Raw genomic sequence first — 20689 nt, forward strand, 5'->3', positions numbered from 1 at the left:
GACCAATCATCGGGTGAGTTCAGAGCGCGCCCGGACCCGGACACCGACAAGGGCACCGGTGCGCAGCACCGGCAAGTAGTCCGCCCAACGCCCCAAACCCAGGCCCTAAGAGGCGTCTCTTCTGAGACCCAGCCCTCCCAAATACAAAGGCAAAGGCAAAAACCGATACAAAGACAGCAAACACAAAAAAAACCGCCAACCCAAAGGCTGGCGGTTTCTGGCATGCAAGAGACTAGCTAAGATCAGTCTGCGCGGTAATTAGGCGCTTCCTTAGTGATCTGCACATCATGCACGTGCGATTCACGTACACCTGCGGAAGTGATTTCCACGAACTCGGCCTTGGCATGCAACTCATCAATCGATTTGCAACCGCAGTAGCCCATGGAAGCACGCACACCACCCACCAATTGGTAAATGATGGCAATAACACTGCCCTTGTAAGGCACGCGACCTTCAATACCTTCAGGAACCAGCTTATCAGCGTTATTCGAAGGGTCCTGGAAATAGCGGTCGGCCGAACCGTCCACCATCGCACCCAAGCTACCCATACCGCGATAGGACTTGTACGAACGACCCTGGAACAAAACAACTTCACCAGGAGACTCTTCCGTACCCGCGAACATACCGCCCATCATGCAGGCCGAAGCGCCAGCGGCCAAAGCCTTGGACACGTCGCCGGAGAAACGGATACCGCCGTCAGCAATCAAAGGCACGCCTGTACCTTCCAGCGCCTTGGCAACATCAGCAATCGCAGTGATCTGAGGGACACCCACACCGGCCACAATACGAGTCGTGCAAATAGAGCCAGGGCCGATACCGACCTTGACGCAATCTGCACCGGCCTCGACCAGGGCACGAGCCGCATCAGCAGTCGCAATGTTGCCACCGATAACCTGAATGCGAGGGAAATTTTTCTTGACCCAACGAACACGTTCAATCACGCCACGGGAGTGACCGTGGGCGGTGTCCACCACCACCACGTCCACACCGGCCGCAGCCAACTTCTCGACACGTTCTTCAGTACCGTCACCGACACCGACCGCAGCGCCAACGCGCAGCTGACCGTGGCTGTCTTTGCTAGCCAGCGGATGTTCAGTGTTTTTGACAATATCTTTAACCGTTGCCAGACCGCGCAGCTGGTACTGATCGTTCACGATCAGCACACGCTCCAGACGGTGCTGGTGCATCAGAGCCTGAGCTTCATCCAGCGTGGCGCCTTCGTGCATGGTGATCAAACGCTCTTGAGGCGTCATCACATCACGCAGGGGCAGATCCAGGCGGTCTTCAAAGCGCAAGTCGCGGTTGGTGACAATACCCACCAGCTTGCCGGCTTCAACCACAGGCAGACCGGAAATACCGTGCTGACGCTGCAGATTGATGGCATCGCGCACCTTCATAGTGGGCGTAACCGTGACCGGGTCAATCACAATACCGAACTCGTGACGCTTCACACGTGCAACTTCACGTGCCTGGGCATCCGCCGTCATGTTTTTGTGAATGATCCCGATACCGCCTTCCTGCGCCATGGCAATGGCCAAGCGCGCTTCGGTTACCGTGTCCATGGCAGCCGAAACCAGCGGGATATTCAGGGTGATGTCCCGCGTGAAGCGGGTGAGCAAGGATGTATCACGAGGCAGAACCTCGGAGTAAGCGGGGACCAACAACACATCGTCGAAGGTCAGTGCTTTCTTGATGAGACGCATGCTTTTATTACTCCGTCCAAAAATCGATTATACGCGCAAGTATTTACGCAATCCAGACCCGAGCGTTGCGAAACATCCGCATCCAGGGAGTAAATCCACCATTTGCCATCTGTTCAGCGCCCTGATCAGCCGCGCCCCACTGCGCTGGCGTCCAGGACATCATGACGTTGCGCGTCACGCGCTCAGGATGCGGCATCATGATGGTGAAGCGGCCATCAGCCGTGGTCACACCGGTCAAGCCGTAGGGGCTACCGTTAGGGTTCAGCGGATACTGCTCGGTACGCTGACCGAGGTGGTCCACAAAATGCACAGCAGCAGCCACTTTGGACGCATCGCCCTGACGTTGGAAGTTGGCAAAGCCTTCGCCGTGTGCCACAGCAACCGGCAAGCGTGTGCCTTCCATGCCCCTGAAGAACAGCGATGGCGAAGCGGCAATCTCTACGCTAGAGAAGCGTGCCTCGTATTTTTCCGACTGGTTACGGGTAAAGCGTGGCCAGAATTCGGCACCGGGGATCATGGGGGCCAAGGCCGCCATCATTTGGCAACCGTTACAAATACCCAGACCAAAGGTGTCGCTGCGACCAAAGAAAGCCGCAAACTGATCCGACAACTGACTGTTGAAGCGAATGGTCTTGGCCCAGCCCTCGCCTGCACCCAGCACGTCACCGTAGCTAAAACCACCCACAGCCACCATGCCCTGCATGCCTTCCAGCGATGCGCGGCCCGACAGCAAATCTGTCATGTGTACGTCAACGGCCTCGAAACCGGCGGTATCAAAGGCCCAGGCCATTTCAACCTGACTATTGCAACCCTGCTCGCGCAAGATGGCAACGCGTGGGCGTTTTCCTGTGGCGATGAACGGCGCCGCAATGTCTTCTTGCGGGTTAAAGATCACACGGGGAGTAATGCCGGGGTCTTTAACATCTTGCCAACGCTCGAATTCCGCCTGTGCGCACGCGGGGTTGTCGCGACGCTCCATGATGCGGCGGCTAACTTCACTCCACTGCTGGGCCAATTCAATGCGTGGGGCTTGGTAAATGCAAGCACCATCGCGGTAGAACTCGACCTGATCAGTCTTGTTCAAGCTGCCAATAACGTGAGAGTGGGCAGACAAACCGGCTTCACGCAGGGTTTGCATGACCAGATCTCGCTTGGCCAGAGGGACTTGAATAACAGCACCGGCTTCTTCGTTGAACAAGGCGCGCAAGGTAATTTCATCGCGCTGTACCGATACTTGCTCGGCACGAATCTTGTAATCGCCCCAGTCGGCGGCATGCGGATCGATGGTCAGCATATCCAGATTGACGGATACACCAGTGTGACCTGCAAAGGCCATTTCGGCCACTGTCGCAGCCAGACCACCGTCGGAACGGTCGTGATAAGCCAAAATCAGTTCCTGGTCGGCCAATTGACGGACGACCTTCACAAAAGCCAACATGGCTTCAGCATCCTGCATATCAGGAACGGACTGTCCGACCTGATTGAAGGCATGAGCCAGCACCGAAGCGCCCATACGCTGCTTGCCCTGCCCCAGATCAATCAAGACCAAGGCAGTATCGCCCTGAGTGGTCTGCAGTTGAGGAGTCAAGGTGCGGCGTACGTCAGCCACTTGAGCAAAAGCGGTCACCACCAGGGAAACGGGAGAAATCACCTGAAGGGATTCACCATCCTGCTCCCAGCTGGTGCGCATGGACAAGGAATCCTTACCCACGGGAATGGACAGACCCAGGTTTTGGCACCACTGGCTAACGGCCTGGACGGTATCAAACAAGGCAGCATCCTGACCATCTACGCCGCAAGCAGCCATCCAGTTAGCCGACAGTTTGACGTCCTTCAGATCGCGCACATCGCTGGCGACCAAGTTGGTCAAGGCTTCTGCCACGGCCATGCGACCCGAGGCAGCGGGATCAATCATGGCACTAGGGCTACGCTCGCCCATGGACATGGCTTCGCCACGTACGCCTTCATAATCGGCCAGGGTCACGGCGCAATCAGCCACCGGCACTTGCCATGGGCCCACCATTTGATCGCGGCTGCACAGGCCACCCACACTGCGGTCACCAATGCTGATCAAGAATGTTTTGTTGGCCACGGTGGGATGACGCAGCACCCGATGCATGGCTTCGGTCAGCGGAATAACAGTCAGGTCCAAGGGCTCAGCGACGCCTTCCAGACGCTTGACGTCGCGTTCCATGCGTGGGGCCTTACCCAGAATCACATCCATAGGCACGTCAACTGGACGCTCTTCAATGCTCTTGGGAGTATGCACTTCGTCCACGCCAGGCAAACCTTCGCCGAAGGTCACACGCAATTGGCGCTCTTCAGTGGCGACACCGACGACAGCAAAAGGGCAACGCTCGCGCTGGGCGATACGCTCAAAACGCGGCAAATCCTTGGCCAAAATAGCCAGAACGTAACGTTCCTGCGATTCATTGGACCAGATTTCTGCAGGCGACAGGCCCGACTCTTCCAAAGGAACGCGGGTCAACTCAAAAATAGCACCACGTTCGGCATCGTTCACCAGCTCTGGGAAGGCGTTGGACAAGCCACCCGCCCCCACGTCGTGGATAGCAATAACCGGGTTGTTCTCGCCCTGCTGCCAGCAGCGGTCGATCACTTCCTGGGCACGGCGCTCCATTTCCGGGTTACCACGCTGAACCGAGTCAAAATCCAGTTCGGCACGGTTGGCACCGACGCCCATACTGGAAGCGGCACCACCACCCATACCGATACGCATGCCGGGGCCACCCAGCTGAATCAACAAGGCACCGACAGGTAGTGGATCTTTGTGGGTTAGGCGATCATCAATCGAGCCCAAGCCACCGGCAATCATGATGGGCTTGTGGTAGCCCCAGCGCTGATCGCCTGCTGTCTGTTCAAAGGTACGGAAGTAGCCCAACAAATTGGGGCGACCAAATTCGTTATTGAAGGCTGCACCACCAATCGGGCCTTCAATCATGATGTCCAGCGGGCTGGCAATACGGTCAGGGATGCCGTGGGAGTCTTTTTCCCAAGGTTCCATCTGCTCGGGGAAACACAGGTTGGACACGGTAAAGCCGGTCAAACCCGCTTTGGGCTTGGAACCACGGCCTGTTGCACCTTCGTCACGAATCTCGCCACCGGCACCGGTAGAGGCACCTGGAAACGGCGCAATCGCCGTGGGGTGATTATGAGTTTCCACCTTCATCAAGGTGTGCACCAAGGCTTCGTGGCGCTGATACACAGGCTCATTGGCCTGGTCATTAATACCGGCGTGGAACAGCGTGGCGGGGCCGCCCGTCATGATGGCGGCATTATCCGAATACGCTACCACCGTATTTTCTGGTTGAGCCGCATGGGTTTCGCGAATCATGCCAAAGAGCGTCTTGCCCTGGCTTTGGCCGTCGATGACCCACTGCGCATTAAAAATCTTGTGACGGCAGTGTTCGCTATTAGCCTGCGCAAACATCATCAGCTCAACATCGTGTGGGTTACGACCCAGACGGCTGAACGCATCCATCAGGTATTCAATTTCATCTACAGACAAAGCCAGGCCCATTTCTTCGTTGGCCTGCTGCAAAGTCGCTACGCCGCCGCCCAGAATGTCGACCGTCTGGATAGGTTTGCCTTCCAACTGGGTAAACAAGTCCTGACCGTCAAAATCCAGACCCACCACCGTTTCAGTCATGCGGTCGTGCAGCAGAGCAGCTAATTGCTCCAACTGTGCCTGATCCAGCTCTTTATTACCCAGCAAGCCACGCTTGGGGGTAATGATGTAGCGCACACCACGCTCGATGCGGCGAACCGCATTCAAGCCACAGTTGCGGGCGATATCAGTCGCTTTACTGGCCCAGGGGGACACAGTGCCCAAACGAGGCACCACCCGCAGAACCAAGGCGCCTTTAGGCGGCTGAGGGTCAAGCGCGGGCAGACCATCGTCCAGCAGATCGCTGAGGTGCTGACGCGCACTGGCATCCAGGCCGGACTCTTCAGTCCAGACGTAGTATTCGTGCAGGGCAAGAATGTCGGCAACAGGCAGTTGACGCTGCTCGACACGCTCTAGCAAACGCTCACGACGAAATGCGGAGAGCACGGACGAACCGGGGAAGTACAGGATTTGGCTCACGATACGAGAGGGGCAAAAAAGGTGGGAGAAATAGAAAACACGCCATTTTACCCGGAAGCGACGCAAGCGGTCACATCGGTAAATGGCGTGCACAAAAAGGGAAAACTCAGTTCAAGAGCAGACAGCGCGGCCACAGCTGGAAACGCAGCAAACCCGGCAAGCTCGACCAGACGTCTTGAGGGGCCGGAGCGATTAGCGCCCCGCAATCTCCAATACGGACCAGGGACGGCGCTCAAATCGGGCTGTCTCCATCCAGATCGGGAGCAGGTGCCGGGTCCGGGTAAGACACTTCCAGAATATCCAGTTCTTCTTTACCGGCCGGGGTACGCAGCACTACGGTGTCGCCCTCACGTGCCTTGATCAAGGCACGGGCCACGGGGGAAATCCAGCTGATGCGGCCTTGCAACGGCTCGGCCTCATCCACCCCCACAATAGTGATGGTGAATTCCTCGCCCTGGCTGTCGCTATAGACAACTGTTGCACCAAAAAAGATCTGATCCGGATTGGGCTGCAGGCCGGGATCAACCACTTCAGCAATTTCCAGGCGTTTAGTCAAAAAGCGGATTCGGCGATCAATTTCACGCAGGCGCTTTTTACCGTAGAGATAATCGCCATTCTCGGAGCGGTCGCCATTGGACGCTGCCCAAGAGACGATTTGCACGACCTCAGGTCGCTCTTTATTCATTAAATGGCTTAACTCGCCACGCAAACGGCGATAACCCATCACGGTGATGTAGTTTTTGGTGCCGCTGGGCAATGCGCTGGCTGGGGAATCCAGATCGTCGTCATCGTCCTGATCGGACTCTTTCACAAAGGCTTTATTCATAGTTTCAAGGCTCCTGCTAGAGCCACTCCTGCCAGACGGGTTTCAAGCCCGAGGGCAAAGGCGGCAAACCGCCCAAATCCACTCGCCCTTCTTTAGGGCCATGAAAATCCGAGCCACAGGACACTTCAAAACCATAGCTGCGCGCCACTTGGGCGTAGACGCTGTATTCCTGCGGAGAGTGACTGCCTGTCAATACCTCAATGCCCACACCCCCCAATTCCAGGAACTGGGTGTACAAAACATGGCTGCGGGTTTCGTCCAGCTCGTAACGGCCGGGGTGGGCAATGATTGCTTTGCCGCCCGCATCCCGTATCCAGGTGACGGCCTCTTCCAGGCTCGCCCACACGGTCTCAACCGCAGCCGGTTTACCGTCGGCTAGATAGCGGCGAAACGCCTCGTTCATATCAACGCAATAGCCTTGCTGAACCAAATAACGAGCAAAGTGAGTACGGCTAATCAGTTCAGGGTTGGCCGCAAAAGGTACGGCACCTTCATAGGCATTGGGAAAACCCAGTTCTGCCAGGCGCTCGCCCATTAAACGGGCTCGCTGCCCGCGACCCGCACGAATATCATGCAAAGCACGGCACAGGGCAGGATGCTCCGGATCGATACCCAGACCCACAATATGGACAGTTTTATTCGCCCAGGTGACCGAGATTTCCACCCCGTCCACAAAGCGCATGCCCAGCTCCTGAGCATGTTGGCGTGCCAGCTTCAGGCCACCTACCTCGTCATGGTCCGTCAAAGCCCACAGTTGCACGCCATTAGCATGCGCACGCTGGGCCAGTTCCGCGGGACTCAACACGCCATCTGAGTAAATGGAATGGCAATGCAAATCAACGGGTAAACGGGCCTGAACACTCATAGGGGGCTATCCAGCTAAAAAATAGTCGATGTGGTCAATTTGTTCGGCATTGCGCAGCATGGGCGCATGTCCTACCTTTGGAATCGTCACCAACTGCGAGTTGGGGTGGCGCTGCAACATTTCCTGAACGACGTCGGGAGTCAGAAGATCAGACTCCTGACCACGCACAATCAAGACTTTGTCTGGCAAGCCTTCGTAAGCCCCCCACAACAAAGCCTGAGCCGCTTCCAGATCTACATCCGCCTGCTGGGCAAAGGCCTGCGACAGGCGCAAATCGTAATGTCGACGCCACTTGCCTTCGTGCTCTACAAACACATGGCGGGATATATCGGTCCACTCCTCGGAGGAATGCTCACCAAACGAAGCCGAGACCGAGCGTACGTAATCCACTGCCTGCTCGAAGGTATCAAATAGCACGGACTGACCGACGTACTGACTGATACGTTGCAAACCCGTCATATCCAGAGCGGGGCCTACATCGTTCAGAACGACACGCCCCAAAGGCAGTTGCAACGGTGCCGATGGCAAGCCTGGACCGGGGCGAGCAGGACGCAGCAGCGCCGACATGGCTTGCGCCCCCTGCAATCCCAAAGCAATCAAACCACCCATGGAAGTCCCCACCCAATCCAATCGGGCTGGCTTCAAGCGGGCAATCAGCACCAGCATATCGGCTACATATTGGGGGATGGCGTAAGCAGCCGGATCAATCAGCCAGTCAGAGCGGCCGCGCCCGACGATATCGGGGGCCACTACGCGGTAGCGCTTGGATAGGCGCTGGGCTAATTGATCAAAATCCCGGCCAGTACGCGTCAAACCATGCACGCACATCAAGACCTGGTCGTTATTGGGATCGCCCCACTCCCAGTACGCCATGCGGTGCGTGCCCGAAGCACTGGCACACATCACCCAATTAAGGCGCGGATCCTGAAGATCAGTTGTCATGAACGCTCAGACCAGAATTTGACAAATAAAGGAGCATTGTAGCCCAGCCGAGGGGCTTTACTATGCCGTTTCTGTCCTGCCGTCAGGGTGGCGCTGGTGACTGCCAGTAGCGGGCGTATCGGTCCCGCTCGCCAAAGTAATACAGGGCCGAAGGACGCGACTCAACCGTCAACGCACCCCATTGGTCTGTGCGTAGAAACAAAGCACCGGAGCGCTCCCACCGTGCCTGGACAACAGCATGAGGATGGCTAAAGCGGTTCCACCAGCCTAATTGCGCAATTGCCAGTCCAGCCTGCATGCGTTTCACAAAGTGAGCCCCCGAGGAAGTCCGCGAGCCATGATGCCCGACCACAACAACATCCACTGCCTCCAGACCTGCCGCCAGCATGGCCTGCTCTTGGGCCACCCCTGCGTCGCCCAAGAGTAAAGCACTGTGCCGCGCGCCTTGAACCTCCAGCACACAGCTGATGGCGTTTTTGTCTTCCTGGCTGCCATAGGCGGCTTTAAAACTGGCCTCATCTGCTGGCGGCCACCAGAAACGAAAACGCACACCGTCCACCTCCCAGCTCACCTCATGCTGGCAGCGCAACGCCTGTTCCGGGCGAACCGTGGAGCCGGACATGACTCCCAGTAGACGCTCTTCGCGGTTCAAATGCGCATCCAGATCAAAGCTGCTGTACGAGCGGCTAATGGGAACGGCCTGCAAAACACTGCGAGTTCCACCCACATGGTCCATATCGGCATGAGATAGCACCAAGGTATCTACACGGCCTATTCCTTTGGCTTTCAGCCAAGGCGCAATGCTGCGCTTACCTTCGTCCGAATCGGGGCCATAGCGGTTTCCCACGTCAAACAAAAGCACTTGGCTGCGGGTGCGCAGCACCACGGCGCTACCCTGCCCAATATCCAGGGCAAACAGGTCCCAGTCCCCTTCCTGCAATAAAGGGGGACGTAGCGCCAGCGCAGGTATCAGAAGTGACAAGCCACTTAAGCGTGACATAAATCCTTTCGGCAAAAGCATCAGTAACACACCCAGCAACGCCAGCACGGTCCAAGCCCAATGCTGCGCTGGCACAGGCACGCTGGCTAAACTGCGCTCTGCTAGCCAGACAGTGGGTTGCATCGTCAAATCCAGAACCGCATGGGCGACCTGGGCCACACGCTCACACCACTCTGGCGGCGCTTGTATTGCCACCAAAATCAGCAACGCCAGCACCAATGGCGTAACCACAGAGCCGATCAACGTGATGGCGTAAGCATTGGCTGGTAAAGAAGCCAGGGATATCTCGTGAAATAGCGGAGCCAAAGCGGGCAGCAAAGCCAAGGTAATCAACACTTGCAGCTGAATCGCAAACCAAATTCGTCGACCCCAGCGCTGCCACATGGAACCTGCCGACGGTACTTGCCCCATCAGATGAGCAAAAGCAAACAAGACGGACACGGCGGCAAAGGAGAGATAAAAACCCGTTGTCAGCCCCGCCCAAGGATCGTGTAAAACCACAACGAACGCTGCGATCAATAAAATCCGGCTAGCGCCCAAATGCAAACCGCGAATGCGACACAGCCCTACCACCAGTAGCATCAAAAAAGTACGTTGGGCGGGAACGCCCCAACCGGCAATGACGCAATATGCGCCCGCCCCTGCAATGCCGATCCAAGTAGCCGCAACTTGAGCTGGAATCTGTTCGGCCAATGCCCAGCGTCGCCAACGAACACGCCGCCAGCACCAAGACACTAAACCGGCTAGCAAGACCGCTAGGAACGTAACGTGAGTACCGCTGATGGACACCAGATGCGTCAAGCCGCTACGGTTAAAGGTCACCCAATCGGGTGCAGCTATGCTGGCTTGATCGCCCAAGGACAAAGCCAGCATCACCCCTCCCCAGCGCCGCTCTTGCACATAGGGCATCAATGCTGCTCGCAAAGAGTGACGCAGGCGCTCGGTCCAAGTGGCCCAGGAATGAGCTGGGTCGAACTCCATCTCTTGGGGCTGGCCCCGCACGCTCCCCACTGCCCGCCAGCCCTGAGTGATGGCATGCCGCTCAGCATCAAAGCCGTGCGGATTGCGTGCTCCTTGAGGTGGCCGGACTAATAAAGACATACGCCAGCGCTGACCAGGCATCAGCTCCGGAAAATGTTGGATAGCAGGCTCGCGGTACAGGGAATGACGTTGGGTAGCGGTCCAGCGCACCAGAACTTGCTCAGGTAAACCGGGCGGCTGGGAGCTAAGGACTCTTGCTTGAAACTGCCTGTAGGCTGGCCCCATGTGCACCAAAGACTGGATTTCCAGTTCCACACGGCTGACTTTATTAATATCAGCAGCAGGCACAGCTTGGCTCAATCTGTCTTGTATATGCCAGACGCTATAGCTTGACCCTAAACACGCCAAGACCAGCGCATAGCCCAGAGGGAAGCGAAGAGCCAGCAGCAAGGCCAGCAAAATAGCCACCAGCCAAATCCAGACAGGCAGATTTAGATAAGACGGTGCCAGGAAATGAGTAAAGGTGGCTGCAGCCACAAAGGCGGCCAAACAGGCGCGTCCTATCATGAGCTCTGCCCTGTCATCGTGACCTCCACGCAAATCTCTAGCGTAGAGGTTCAGGCAGTGTCAGCTGGCTAGTTCAGGCTGGTTTTGTCGACCTCGGCTCATACCTAAGGAGAAATACACTCCGTTCACTGAGAGGATAAAAACAAGGCTCAAAGACAATAGCGGCGATGAACTTAATACCCCTGAACGGACAAAAACGCATCCAATCTAGGTAAGACCCGGCGGGCTGTTGCTCCGGTCCGGGCAATGACATCCGCCACTTCCATGCCGCGCAATTCAGCCAAACTTTCCGCAATCCCTTTTACTTCAGCCGGTTCATTGCGAACCGACGCCAACGGGGTCCCCGGCTTTACCAGCCAGGACGGGGCCAAATCCGGTGCGTCCGTCTCCAGCACGATATCGTCCAGACTCATGTCCTGTGCCAGACGACGAATCTGTTTGGCGCGAGCAAAGGTCATGGCCCCGCCAAAACCCAGCGCACAGCCCTGTCGCACAAACATCTGTGCCTGCTGCTCGCTGCCATTAAAAGCATGGGCAATTCCACCAACATCAGGAAACTGCCGCAGATATTTCAGCACCCGATCTTGAGAACGGCGCACATGCAAGAGCACGGGCAAGCCATAGCGCTGCGCCAACGACAACTGGGCTTCATACAGCCACTCCTGATGACGACTGGCTGCTTCTGTTTTCAGTGCAGGAACAAAATAGTCCAGACCGATTTCACCCAAAGCAACAAAGCGTGGATCATCCAGACGACGCTGGATTTCTTGTTCCAGAGCCTCTAAATCTTCAGCACCGGCTTGGGGAGAGAACAAGGGGTGAATACCCAAGGCATAAACACCGCCAGTTGCTGCCAGCGCTGTCTCTCGAGCTGCTTGAAAGTCGAATACGCCTACAGAGGGCACCACAATCGAACGCAACCCTGCTAGACGGGCGCGTTCAATGACCTGCTCACGATCTTGAGCAAACTCGGGGGCATCCAGGTGACAGTGCGTATCGATAAGCATAGCGAGACTCCCCACAAGAACCAGGCCAGCCCTGCAAGTCGATAGGCGCGGTACTGAGGACCGCGCCCCTGCTGGCGATTAAGACCGGCGGTCGGTCTTGATTTCCTGAGTCAGAAAACCCTTATCCATGACTAATTGGCGATGAGCCAAGGAGGCCAAAGCCTGGTCATGAGTGACGATAACAAAGGCTGTGCCGAACTCTTCATTCACCCGACTTAGCAGCTCGAACATGCCTTCTGCCGTGTAACGGTCCAGATTCCCGGTAGGTTCGTCTGCCAGCACGCAAGCTGGTCGCGTTACCAAGGCACGCGCCAGAGCAACGCGCTGACGCTCACCACCGGACAACTGCCCCGGATAGTGATGCACACGCTGCGACAAGCCCACTTGCTCCAGAATCTGCTGGGCCTGTTCACGCGCATCTTTACGTTTCATACGACGCACAATTAAGGGCATGGCCACATTATCCAGCGCATCAAACTCGGCCAACAAATGATGGAACTGGTACACAAAGCCCAATACCTTATTGCGCAGCTGACTACGTTCGCTTTCGTTCAGGCTCTCAGTCTGTGTGCCATTGACTTCGATGCTGCCGGTATTGGGCTTATCCAACAGCCCCAAAGCATGCAGCAAGGTGCTTTTACCCGAACCCGATGCCCCAATAATGGCCACCATCTCGCCACGGCACACTTCCAGATTGACCCCGGACAGTACCTGGATACTGTTGCCGCCTTCCTCGTAATGCACGCTGACATCGCGTGCACGCAACACAGTGGGAGCGATAAGATCAGTCATGACGCAGCACCTGTGCGGGTTGAAGCTTGGAAGCACGCCAGCTTGGATACAGCGTGGCCAGGAAGGACAGAACCAGAGAAACGATGGCAATCAACACAATGTCGTAGACCTGCGGATTGGAAGGCAGGTCGCTGATGAAGTAAATCTGCTGGGGCAAGAATTTACGACCCATCAGGTTTTCAATAAAGGGCACGATGACATCGATATTGTAGGCAATCAAGGTGCCCAAACCTACACCCAGCAAGGTACCCACCACACCGATCAAAGCACCCTGCACCAAGAAAATACGGGCAATCTCGCTGGGGGTGGCACCAATGGTGCGTAAAATCGCAATGTCTGACTGCTTGTCTTTCACCGCCATCACCAAGGAGGACAGTAGGTTGAACGCGGCTACGGCCACAATCAGCGCCAGAATCAAGAACATCATGCGTTTTTCAGTTTGTACGGCGGCAAACCAGGTACGGTTATTGGCCGTCCAGTCCGACACCATGACCGTACGCGGCATTTTATTGGCCAGTTCCTGCGCAATCATCGGGGCTTGCTGCATATCTTTGATACGCAAACGCACACCACTATTGCCGCTATCCCGGAATACTTTGGCGGCATCTTCCACGTTGACGAAGGCTAGGCTCGCGTCGTATTCGTAATAGCCGGAGGAAAACACACCCGTTACCGTGAACTGACGCATGCGAGGTGAAAAGCCGGCTGGCGAGATGGAACCTTGAGGGGCCATCAGCATCACCGTGTCACCGGTACTGACCCGCAGCTGGTTAGCCAACTGCTCACCCAACACGATACCAAAGGTACCGGGACGCAGATTTTCCAGCCGCCCCATGACCATTTGCTGGGCCAGCTCGGATACCTTGGTTTCGTGGTCGGGCTCAATGCCGCGCACCTGTACCCCCATCAGCTGATTACTCCGCACCAGCATGCCCTGCCCCGCCACATAGGGAGCCGAGCCCACAACGGCCGGATTGGTCTGGGCTTTTTGGGCCAGCGCTTGCCAATCATTCAGCACCTGCTGATGGTCTGAATTACGCACAATCAACTCGATATGCGGCAAAACTGACAACATGCGATCCCGTACCTGGGTCTGAAAACCGTTCATGACGGACAGCACCACAATCAGCGCAGCAACCCCCAGGGCAATCCCTGCCATCGAGCTGCCCGCAATAAAGGAGACGAAACGGTCTTTTCGTCCCCCACGCCGTTTACGGCCTCGGGCCAGACCGGCATACCGCGCCCCTATCCAAAATTCGTATCCCATGCGAGCTGCTATCGCCTCAAAGAAAACACTACAATCGCTGTCATGCAGATCGTAATCAACGGTGCGCTGCCGGAACCGGCCATCGCGCGCGAACTCATTAAACACTTGGCCCAGACGGCCCCCAACTTGATCCACTTGCTGGCTCAGGGCAAAGGCGCGCTGTCGGTACGCGACCCGGCCGTGGATCTGTGCACGCCAGCACAATCCTGGCTTTTGCACGCCCATGGCTTTACGGCGCACCAAGCCCAGCATCTTAGCGCAGGTCTGGCCCCTTTGCGGCTACGCCAGTTGAAACAAATCCAGTCGCTTGCCGCGGATGAACCCGTCTGGCTGGCGGAGCTGGTTCACATTGCGCCCTCGCGTGAGGGGGCCATGCTTTTACCCAGTGAACAACTGGCCTTGTCCGAGTCTTACAGCCGCAGCCTGCTGGATGCCATTCGGCCTTACCTGGATGGCACCGGCTTTCAATTTGAGTACCTCAGCCCTGAGCTTTGGCGCATCACGCCACCGGCTGATTTTACGGTGCAAGCGGCCTCTACAGAGCTGGTCAGCCAAAGCAATTTGAATAATTGGTGGACGCAGGATGTGCAAACACGGCCCTGGCGTCGCCTGATTAATGAATTCCAAATGCTGAGTTTTGCGCTGCCCGACAAGCAGGAGCGCCAACAGGCAGGCCTGCCCAATGTAAACAGCTTGTGGCTATTTGGTGGTGCTACCTGTAATCAACTGGGTCCGGAACCGGCCCAGTTGCGCGTTATTGATGATTTGCAAGACAGCCTGATACGACAAGACTGGGGCCTTTGGCTGCAACAACTGGCCGAGCTGGATCGCACGGTGCTCGCCCCCCTGGCCGCAGGGCCTGTGCCGGAACTGGTGCTGACAGGACTGGACCGCTACGCTCAAGTCGGTCCCTTCCCGCGCCGCATTTGGCCTTTGTCCCTGCTCAAACAAACCTCTAACTGGAGTCAGTGGTGGTCACCCCTATCCTGAAAAACCGTCCCGAACAAGAAACCGCCAGCCAAAATCTGAAACAGGCCGGGATTCACGATTTAATGGCCCGCCTGCTGGCCTCGCGTGGCGTGACTGACATTGCGCAGATCGATCCGGCCTGGCGCAATATGATTCCGCCTAGTCTGCTGACTCAGGCGCGAGAGGCGGCAGTGCTGTTGGCAGACGCCATCGCCCGCCGTGATCGCATGTTGATCATTGCCGATTACGACTGCGACGGCGCAACTGCCTGTGCCGTGGGCCTACGGGCACTGCGCAGCATGGGCGCCGTGGTGGACTTTCTGGTCCCGAACCGCTTTGAAACAGGCTATGGCCTGTCACCTGCTGTAGTGGAACTGGCCGAACAACACCCCTCTGGCAAGCCTGACCTGCTGATTACCGTGGATAACGGCATCGCCAGTATTGATGGGGTGGAAGCCGCTCATATGGCTGGCATGCAGGTTCTGGTCACCGATCACCACTTGCCCGGTGACGAGTTGCCTGAGGCCCTGGCGATTGTGAATCCCAATCAGCCCGGCTGCGAATTCCCTTCCAAGAATTTGGCTGGCGTAGGCGTTATTTTCTACCTGATGCTGGCTTTGCGCGCAGAGCTGCGACAGCGCGGTGTGTACGAGGCCAATGCGGGCCCCCGCCTGAATGAATTGGCTGATCTGGTGGCCCTGGGCACCGTGGCCGACGTCGTCAGCCTGGATGCCAATAACCGCCTGATCGTCACCCAAGGGCTGGAGCGCATGCGCAAAGGCCAGATGCAGGCAGGGCTGCGCGCCCTGTTCCAGGTGGCTGGCCGTGATCCACGCCAAGCCAGTGCGTTTGACCTGGGCTTTGCCTTAGGCCCCCGCATCAACGCCGCAGGCCGACTGGCCGACATGGCCTTGGGCATACGCTGCCTGATCACAGACGACGAGGAGGAGGCCGCTAGTCTGGCCAGTGAACTGGAAGACATGAACCAGGATCGCCGCTCGATTGAGCAATCCATGCGTGAAGAAGCCTTGCGCGCCGCCGAGCTGGCCGAACCGGATACCAGCGCCACCGTTTGCGTGTTTCACCCCGAATGGCATCAAGGCGTGGTCGGTCTGGTCGCATCTCGCCTGAAAGAAAAGTACTGGCGCCCTACCCTGGCATTTGCCCAGGGCGATGAAGGAGAAATCAAAGGCTCTGGCCGTTCGATTCCCGATGTACACCTGCGCGATGCGCTGGACTTGGTGTCCAAACGCTATCCCGGTCTGATTCTAAAATTCGGTGGCCACGCCATGGCGGCAGGCCTGACGATTGAAGAAGACAATTACGAAGTCTTTGTGCAGGCTTTTGAAGAAGCCGTGCAAGAGCTGACTGGCCGCTATCACTTTGATCCCATCATTGAAACTGACGGTTCGCTGGAGCCCGAGCACATCAACATTACGGTGGCTGGACTATTGCAAAAGCAAGTCTGGGGAGCGGGCTTTCCAGCACCGGTTTTCCGCGACAATTTCTTCGTGCGCCAGCAACGTCTGCTCAAGAACAAGCATCTGAAATTAAGCCTGGAGCGTAACGGCGAGTACTTTGATGCGATCTGGTTCAATCGCGATACCTTGTTGCCTGAAAATATCGAAGCGGCCTACCGCCTGGATCAGAACGAATGGAATGGCAATGTCAGCGTGCAATTCATTATTGAGTTCGCCCAAGAACAAAGCTAAACCAAGCCTCCCGTCGTTAAAAACCTGCTTTGTAAAACAGCCCCGCAAATTTTGGAGAGATCTCCTGTTTTTGCGGGGCTGTTTTACAAAGCAGGTTTTTTTATGGGAAGTCAGGACGATTTAAGGGCAGACCGGCCTGGCAAAGTCGCCAATACCAGACCTGCCAAAGCCAAGATAAAGGCGTAGACATGCACGGTGGTAAAGCTTTCTCCCAGCACCAACACACCCACCGCCGCCGTGCCCAAGGGCATCAAAACCATAAAAACAGCCGCCTGTGAGGCTGGTACAAAACGCACGCCAGTCATCCACAGCCATACTGTCCAGACACTGGCCGCCAATGAATAGAAAACCAGCAATGGCCAGACCCAGCCTGTCGGTGCCGTGAAATCAAACCCCCAAGCGGCGTATAGGCCCAGAGGGGTAATTAAAACCAAACTGCACAGATTGATAATCGCGCTGATGCGCTTGGGGCTAAGCACGGCAGTCAAACGCTTACCGATGACGGCATAGGCAGACTCGCACAAAACGGCGCAAAAAATCAGCGCATTGCCCAGCCAAATTTTAGCCGGGTCTAATTGCTCCACACCATGATCATCAGCCTGCACCAAAGCCAGCAAAGCGATACCGCCCACCCCTAAGGCCAAAGATGCCCAAGTGCGTGGACCTATGCTTTCTTTCAGGAAATACCAGCTGAACAAAGCCACCATGCCGGGAATAGCAGACAGAATTACCCCTGCAGATACCGCACTGGTCATGCTGATGCCGGTCACCATGCACAAGGTGAACATGAAGTTGCCCAGAAAAGACTCCAGAAAAATCAGGCCACGGGTACGCCTATCCAGCACAGGTTCGCTGGCCGGTTTGCGCAGCCAACGCAACATGGCAATTCCACCAATCCCGAAACGTAGCCAAGCCAATAAAAACACGGGCAAGGCAGCGACCAAAGGCCGCGTCAAGGCGATGTAACTTCCCACCAAAGTCATGGACAGAGCCAAACAGGCATAAGCCCCCAGACGTGATCCCGCTGTGTTCACCTACGATCTCCTAATACACACACTTGCAAGGCAGCTAATCAAAATACCGCTAAGGCCAAGGTCTACAATACGCCCGAGCTCGGCCTTCCAGGATAAAAAACATGCTCTGCCATGTTGCCCGTTTCGCTCACACCTGCCCGTACCCCTGACCTTACCCAGATCACCCCGTACAGCCCCGTGTTGCCAGCGCTTTATCCCATCCCACCGGAAGTCCGTGTCGCCAGCCCTTAAGCAGGTCTGCGATTGACGGCCCCTACCCCGGCCCGACACATGCTGCTCCCCGTAACAGACTAATCCGCACCGCGCGGGCCTACCGGCCAGCCGTGCTCCTTGAAGGATATTTCATCATGCAGGCTATCGCCCGCCTGAGCCGTTTTGTTGGCAATACCTTTGCCATCTGGGTTCTACTGTTTGCCATTCTGGCCTTTTACTTCCCCGACCACTACCGCTGGTTAGGCGCCTATATTGTTCCACTTCTGGGCATCATCATGTTCGGTATGGGGCTGACTTTGTCGCGCCAGGACTTTGCCGAAGTGTTTGTGCGCCCTGGCCGTGTGGCTATTGGCGTACTGGGACAGTTCATTATCATGCCCGGCCTGGCCTGGTTTCTGACCTACGCTTTTTCCCTGCCACCCGAGCTGGCGATTGGTGTGATTCTGGTCGGTTGTTGCCCCGGCGGCACCTCCTCTAATGTGATGACTTTTCTAGCCCGTGGCGACTTGGCCCTGTCAGTTGCCATCACGTCGGTCACCACTTTGCTGGCCCCTGTCGTCACCCCCGCCCTGATTTATTTTCTGGCCAGTCAGTGGCTGGAAGTTAGTGCCTCGGCGATGTTCTGGTCCATTGTTCAGGTAGTGATTCTGCCCATCGCCCTGGGTATTATTGTGCAGTCCCTGTTGGGTGAGAAAGTCAAAGCCGGTGTAGCGGCCCTGCCTCTGATCTCGGTTATCGCCATCGTCGCCATTGTGGCTGCCGTTGTCGCTGGCAATCAGGCCAAGATTGCGACCAGCGGCTTGCTGGTGTTCTCCGTCGTGGTTTTGCACAATACGCTGGGCTATATCCTGGGTTATGTGCTGGCACGCTTAAGCGGCATGCCTTTGGCACAGCGTAAAACCTTGTCCATTGAAGTGGGCATGCAGAACTCGGGCCTGGGTGTAGCGCTGGCCAGCGCACACTTCTCGCCACTGGCCGCGGTGCCCAGCGCGATTTTCAGCGTCTGGCACAATATTTCCGGTCCTTTGGTCGCGACTATTTTCCGTCGCATGGGTGATGGCAAGCAATAATCGGCTGCCACGCACCAAGGATTGAACGCTAGCCCGTCACCCCCAAAAGGGGCGCTCTTCCGAGCGCCCCTTTTGGGGTCCAGCAGATTGAAAGACAACTGAGCACGGGCTAAACCGTCGCCAACCCTCAGTTTTTACGCGATGAGACGTAGATCCCGCCCACAATCAGCAGGAAAGCCGCGGCGTGGTAGGGCTTGGGGGTGTCGCCCAGAATAAAGACCGACATCAGCGCAGCGAATACCGGCATCAGGTTCACAAAGAAACCCGCTGTTGCCGCACCCACCCGTTGGACCGCAACGCCCCAGCAGCGCAAGGCCACCAAAGCCGGACCCGTGCCCACGTACAAAATGGCCAGCACCAGACCCCAGCTCCAGTCGATATGCCAGTCGGTGAACTGCCACTCCATCGCCGCAAAAGCGCCGGACCAGATCAGGCCAAAAAAGACCTGCGCCATCACAACCGTCGCCCAGGTTTCAGCAATCACTCCTTCATGGCGACGTGTGCTGAGCATCCAGCTGTAAACGGCCCAGGCAATGGTCGCGATCACCATATAGACGTCGCCGGGCACAAAACTGAAGGCCAGTAGCTCCTGCCAGTCCGCACGTGTCAGCACCAGTACGACACCCAGCAAAGACATCAGGCCGCCAATCAGCTGCCGCCCATTGACCTTGGCCTTGAAGAACATACGCCCGATCACCAGCATCCAGAACGGCAGGCTGGCATTGACCAGTGTCACGTTAATAGGAGACGAGCTTTGCAAAGCCAAGTACTGCAGGGCGTTATAGATACCTATACCTAACAAACCGAGAATCGAGTAGCGCTTCCAGTTAGTCCACAGATTGCTGCCACGTCGCAGGACCTGACGCCCGACAAACAGCAAAATCGTGAAGGCCACCAGCCAACGGAAAAAATTCAGGGTAATAGGGGGAACCTGATCATGAATCAAGCGCCCCACAATGGCATTGCTGGCCCACAAAATAGTGGGTAAAACCAGCAAGGCGGTCGTGCCGGGGGTCAGTTTCTGAGTGCTCACAAGCCTGTCCTAAAAAACGGAAACGGCGCATGTGATCCTTCATCAGGTCAACACTGCGCCGTTACGATTGGCCCTAGTATATAGGCAAGAACACCCTCCCCTCTACGGCTTTACTTTGCGGTTTGTGCAGGCTTGACCTGGTCAATCTTTGACCAATCCATAAATATTATTTATAATCATGGAATTGTCACGTCATGGCGCTGATCTTTTTTAGCCCATCCCATCCACGCTCGTCTGACCATCAAACCGCCAGATGCAGCTATCAAGGGTAAATCGGCCTTGAAACACACCCACTTTTGGGCATAAAGCTTGACCCGTTCAAGCACCCCAAGTGCGCTACTTGGCACCACTACGACACCCGTTGACGGCATGGGTCCATCCCATCTGCCACTGTGTGGGTCTACACTCTCGACAGTTATCGGTTTTGTTGCCTTTGTTTCAAACGGACAGACGCGATATGTGGGCGTCCCCGTTTTAACCAAGCTTGAACAGCGATCGTGTTTCCAATTAGATCAACCCAGCCCCGTCTGGAACGATACGCTCCTGACTAGCACAGTTTCATCTCGATTTTTACGGGCCTAGTGCAAGCTGGACTCATGATGC

Annotated in this window: 14 protein-coding genes; 3 read left to right on the plus strand and 11 right to left on the minus strand. The window is 56.5% G+C overall.

Translation table 11 applies throughout. The annotated features are described in order from the left end of the window. Nucleotides 1-242: 242 nt before the first annotated feature. The 9 genes from guaB to IE156_RS13685 form a co-directional block, all read right to left on the minus strand. Entirely contained in the window at nt 243-1703 is a 1461-nt protein-coding gene (gene guaB, locus IE156_RS13645; RefSeq protein ID WP_189393102.1) for an IMP dehydrogenase, read from the minus strand. 43 nt (nt 1704-1746) lie between these two features. Beyond that, nucleotides 1747-5808 (minus strand): phosphoribosylformylglycinamidine synthase, encoded by a 4062-nt coding sequence (gene purL, locus IE156_RS13650; RefSeq protein ID WP_189393103.1) that lies wholly within the window; start codon nt 5806-5808, stop codon nt 1747-1749. Between the two features lie 232 nt (nt 5809-6040). After that, a complete protein-coding gene (gene greB, locus IE156_RS13655; RefSeq protein WP_189393104.1) occupies nt 6041-6634 on the minus strand; it encodes a transcription elongation factor GreB in 594 nt (197 codons plus the stop codon). Nucleotides 6635-6650: 16 nt separating this feature from the next. Further along, nucleotides 6651-7499 (minus strand): 3',5'-nucleoside bisphosphate phosphatase, encoded by an 849-nt coding sequence (locus IE156_RS13660; protein ID WP_189393105.1) that lies wholly within the window; start codon nt 7497-7499, stop codon nt 6651-6653. 6 nt (nt 7500-7505) lie between these two features. Next, entirely contained in the window at nt 7506-8402 is an 897-nt protein-coding gene (locus tag IE156_RS13665) for an alpha/beta fold hydrolase (protein WP_189393519.1), read from the minus strand. A 121-nt stretch (nt 8403-8523) separates the two neighbouring features. After that, entirely contained in the window at nt 8524-10989 is a 2466-nt protein-coding gene (locus tag IE156_RS13670) for a DNA internalization-related competence protein ComEC/Rec2 (protein ID WP_189393106.1), read from the minus strand. A gap of 173 nt (nt 10990-11162) precedes the next feature. Beyond that, the gene (locus IE156_RS13675) at nt 11163-11996 is read right to left on the minus strand and encodes a TatD family hydrolase (RefSeq protein ID WP_189393107.1); all 834 of its coding nucleotides are present in this window, start codon (nt 11994-11996) and stop codon (nt 11163-11165) included. A 78-nt stretch (nt 11997-12074) separates the two neighbouring features. Then, complete coding sequence (locus IE156_RS13680) at nt 12075-12788, minus strand: ABC transporter ATP-binding protein (RefSeq protein ID WP_189393108.1); 714 nt, start codon at nt 12786-12788, stop codon at nt 12075-12077. Beyond that, complete coding sequence (locus IE156_RS13685; RefSeq protein WP_189393109.1) at nt 12781-14055, minus strand: lipoprotein-releasing ABC transporter permease subunit; 1275 nt, start codon at nt 14053-14055, stop codon at nt 12781-12783. Before IE156_RS13685 ends, IE156_RS13680 begins: the two co-directional genes overlap by 8 nt. Nucleotides 14056-14097: 42 nt before the next feature. On the opposite strand from IE156_RS13685, the gene IE156_RS13690 reads away from it, so the two are divergent. Both IE156_RS13690 and recJ read left to right on the plus strand, forming a co-directional pair. Continuing rightward, on the plus strand, nt 14098-15045 hold the full coding sequence (locus tag IE156_RS13690) for a hypothetical protein (protein WP_189393110.1): 948 nt from the start codon (nt 14098-14100) through the stop codon (nt 15043-15045). After that, nucleotides 15027-16736, plus strand: a complete 1710-nt coding sequence (gene recJ / locus IE156_RS13695) for a single-stranded-DNA-specific exonuclease RecJ (RefSeq protein ID WP_189393111.1) — start codon at nt 15027-15029, stop codon at nt 16734-16736. Before IE156_RS13690 ends, recJ begins: the two co-directional genes overlap by 19 nt. A 110-nt stretch (nt 16737-16846) precedes the next feature. Here recJ and IE156_RS13700 read toward each other — a convergent pair whose 3' ends face one another. After that, a complete protein-coding gene (locus IE156_RS13700) occupies nt 16847-17770 on the minus strand; it encodes a DMT family transporter (RefSeq protein WP_189393112.1) in 924 nt (307 codons plus the stop codon). Nucleotides 17771-18117: 347 nt separating this feature from the next. Between IE156_RS13700 and IE156_RS13705 the strand changes: the two genes are divergently transcribed. Further along, nucleotides 18118-19053 (plus strand): bile acid:sodium symporter family protein, encoded by a 936-nt coding sequence (locus IE156_RS13705; RefSeq protein WP_189393113.1) that lies wholly within the window; start codon nt 18118-18120, stop codon nt 19051-19053. 127 nt (nt 19054-19180) lie between these two features. On the opposite strand, the gene IE156_RS13710 is transcribed toward IE156_RS13705, so the two are convergent. Then, nucleotides 19181-20086 (minus strand): DMT family transporter, encoded by a 906-nt coding sequence (locus IE156_RS13710; RefSeq protein WP_189393114.1) that lies wholly within the window; start codon nt 20084-20086, stop codon nt 19181-19183. Between the last annotated feature and the right edge of the window lie 603 nt (nt 20087-20689).

Source organism: Alcaligenes pakistanensis, from assembly GCF_014652815.1.
In the GTDB taxonomy this organism is placed as follows: Bacteria; Pseudomonadota; Gammaproteobacteria; order Burkholderiales; family Burkholderiaceae_B; genus Alcaligenes; species Alcaligenes pakistanensis.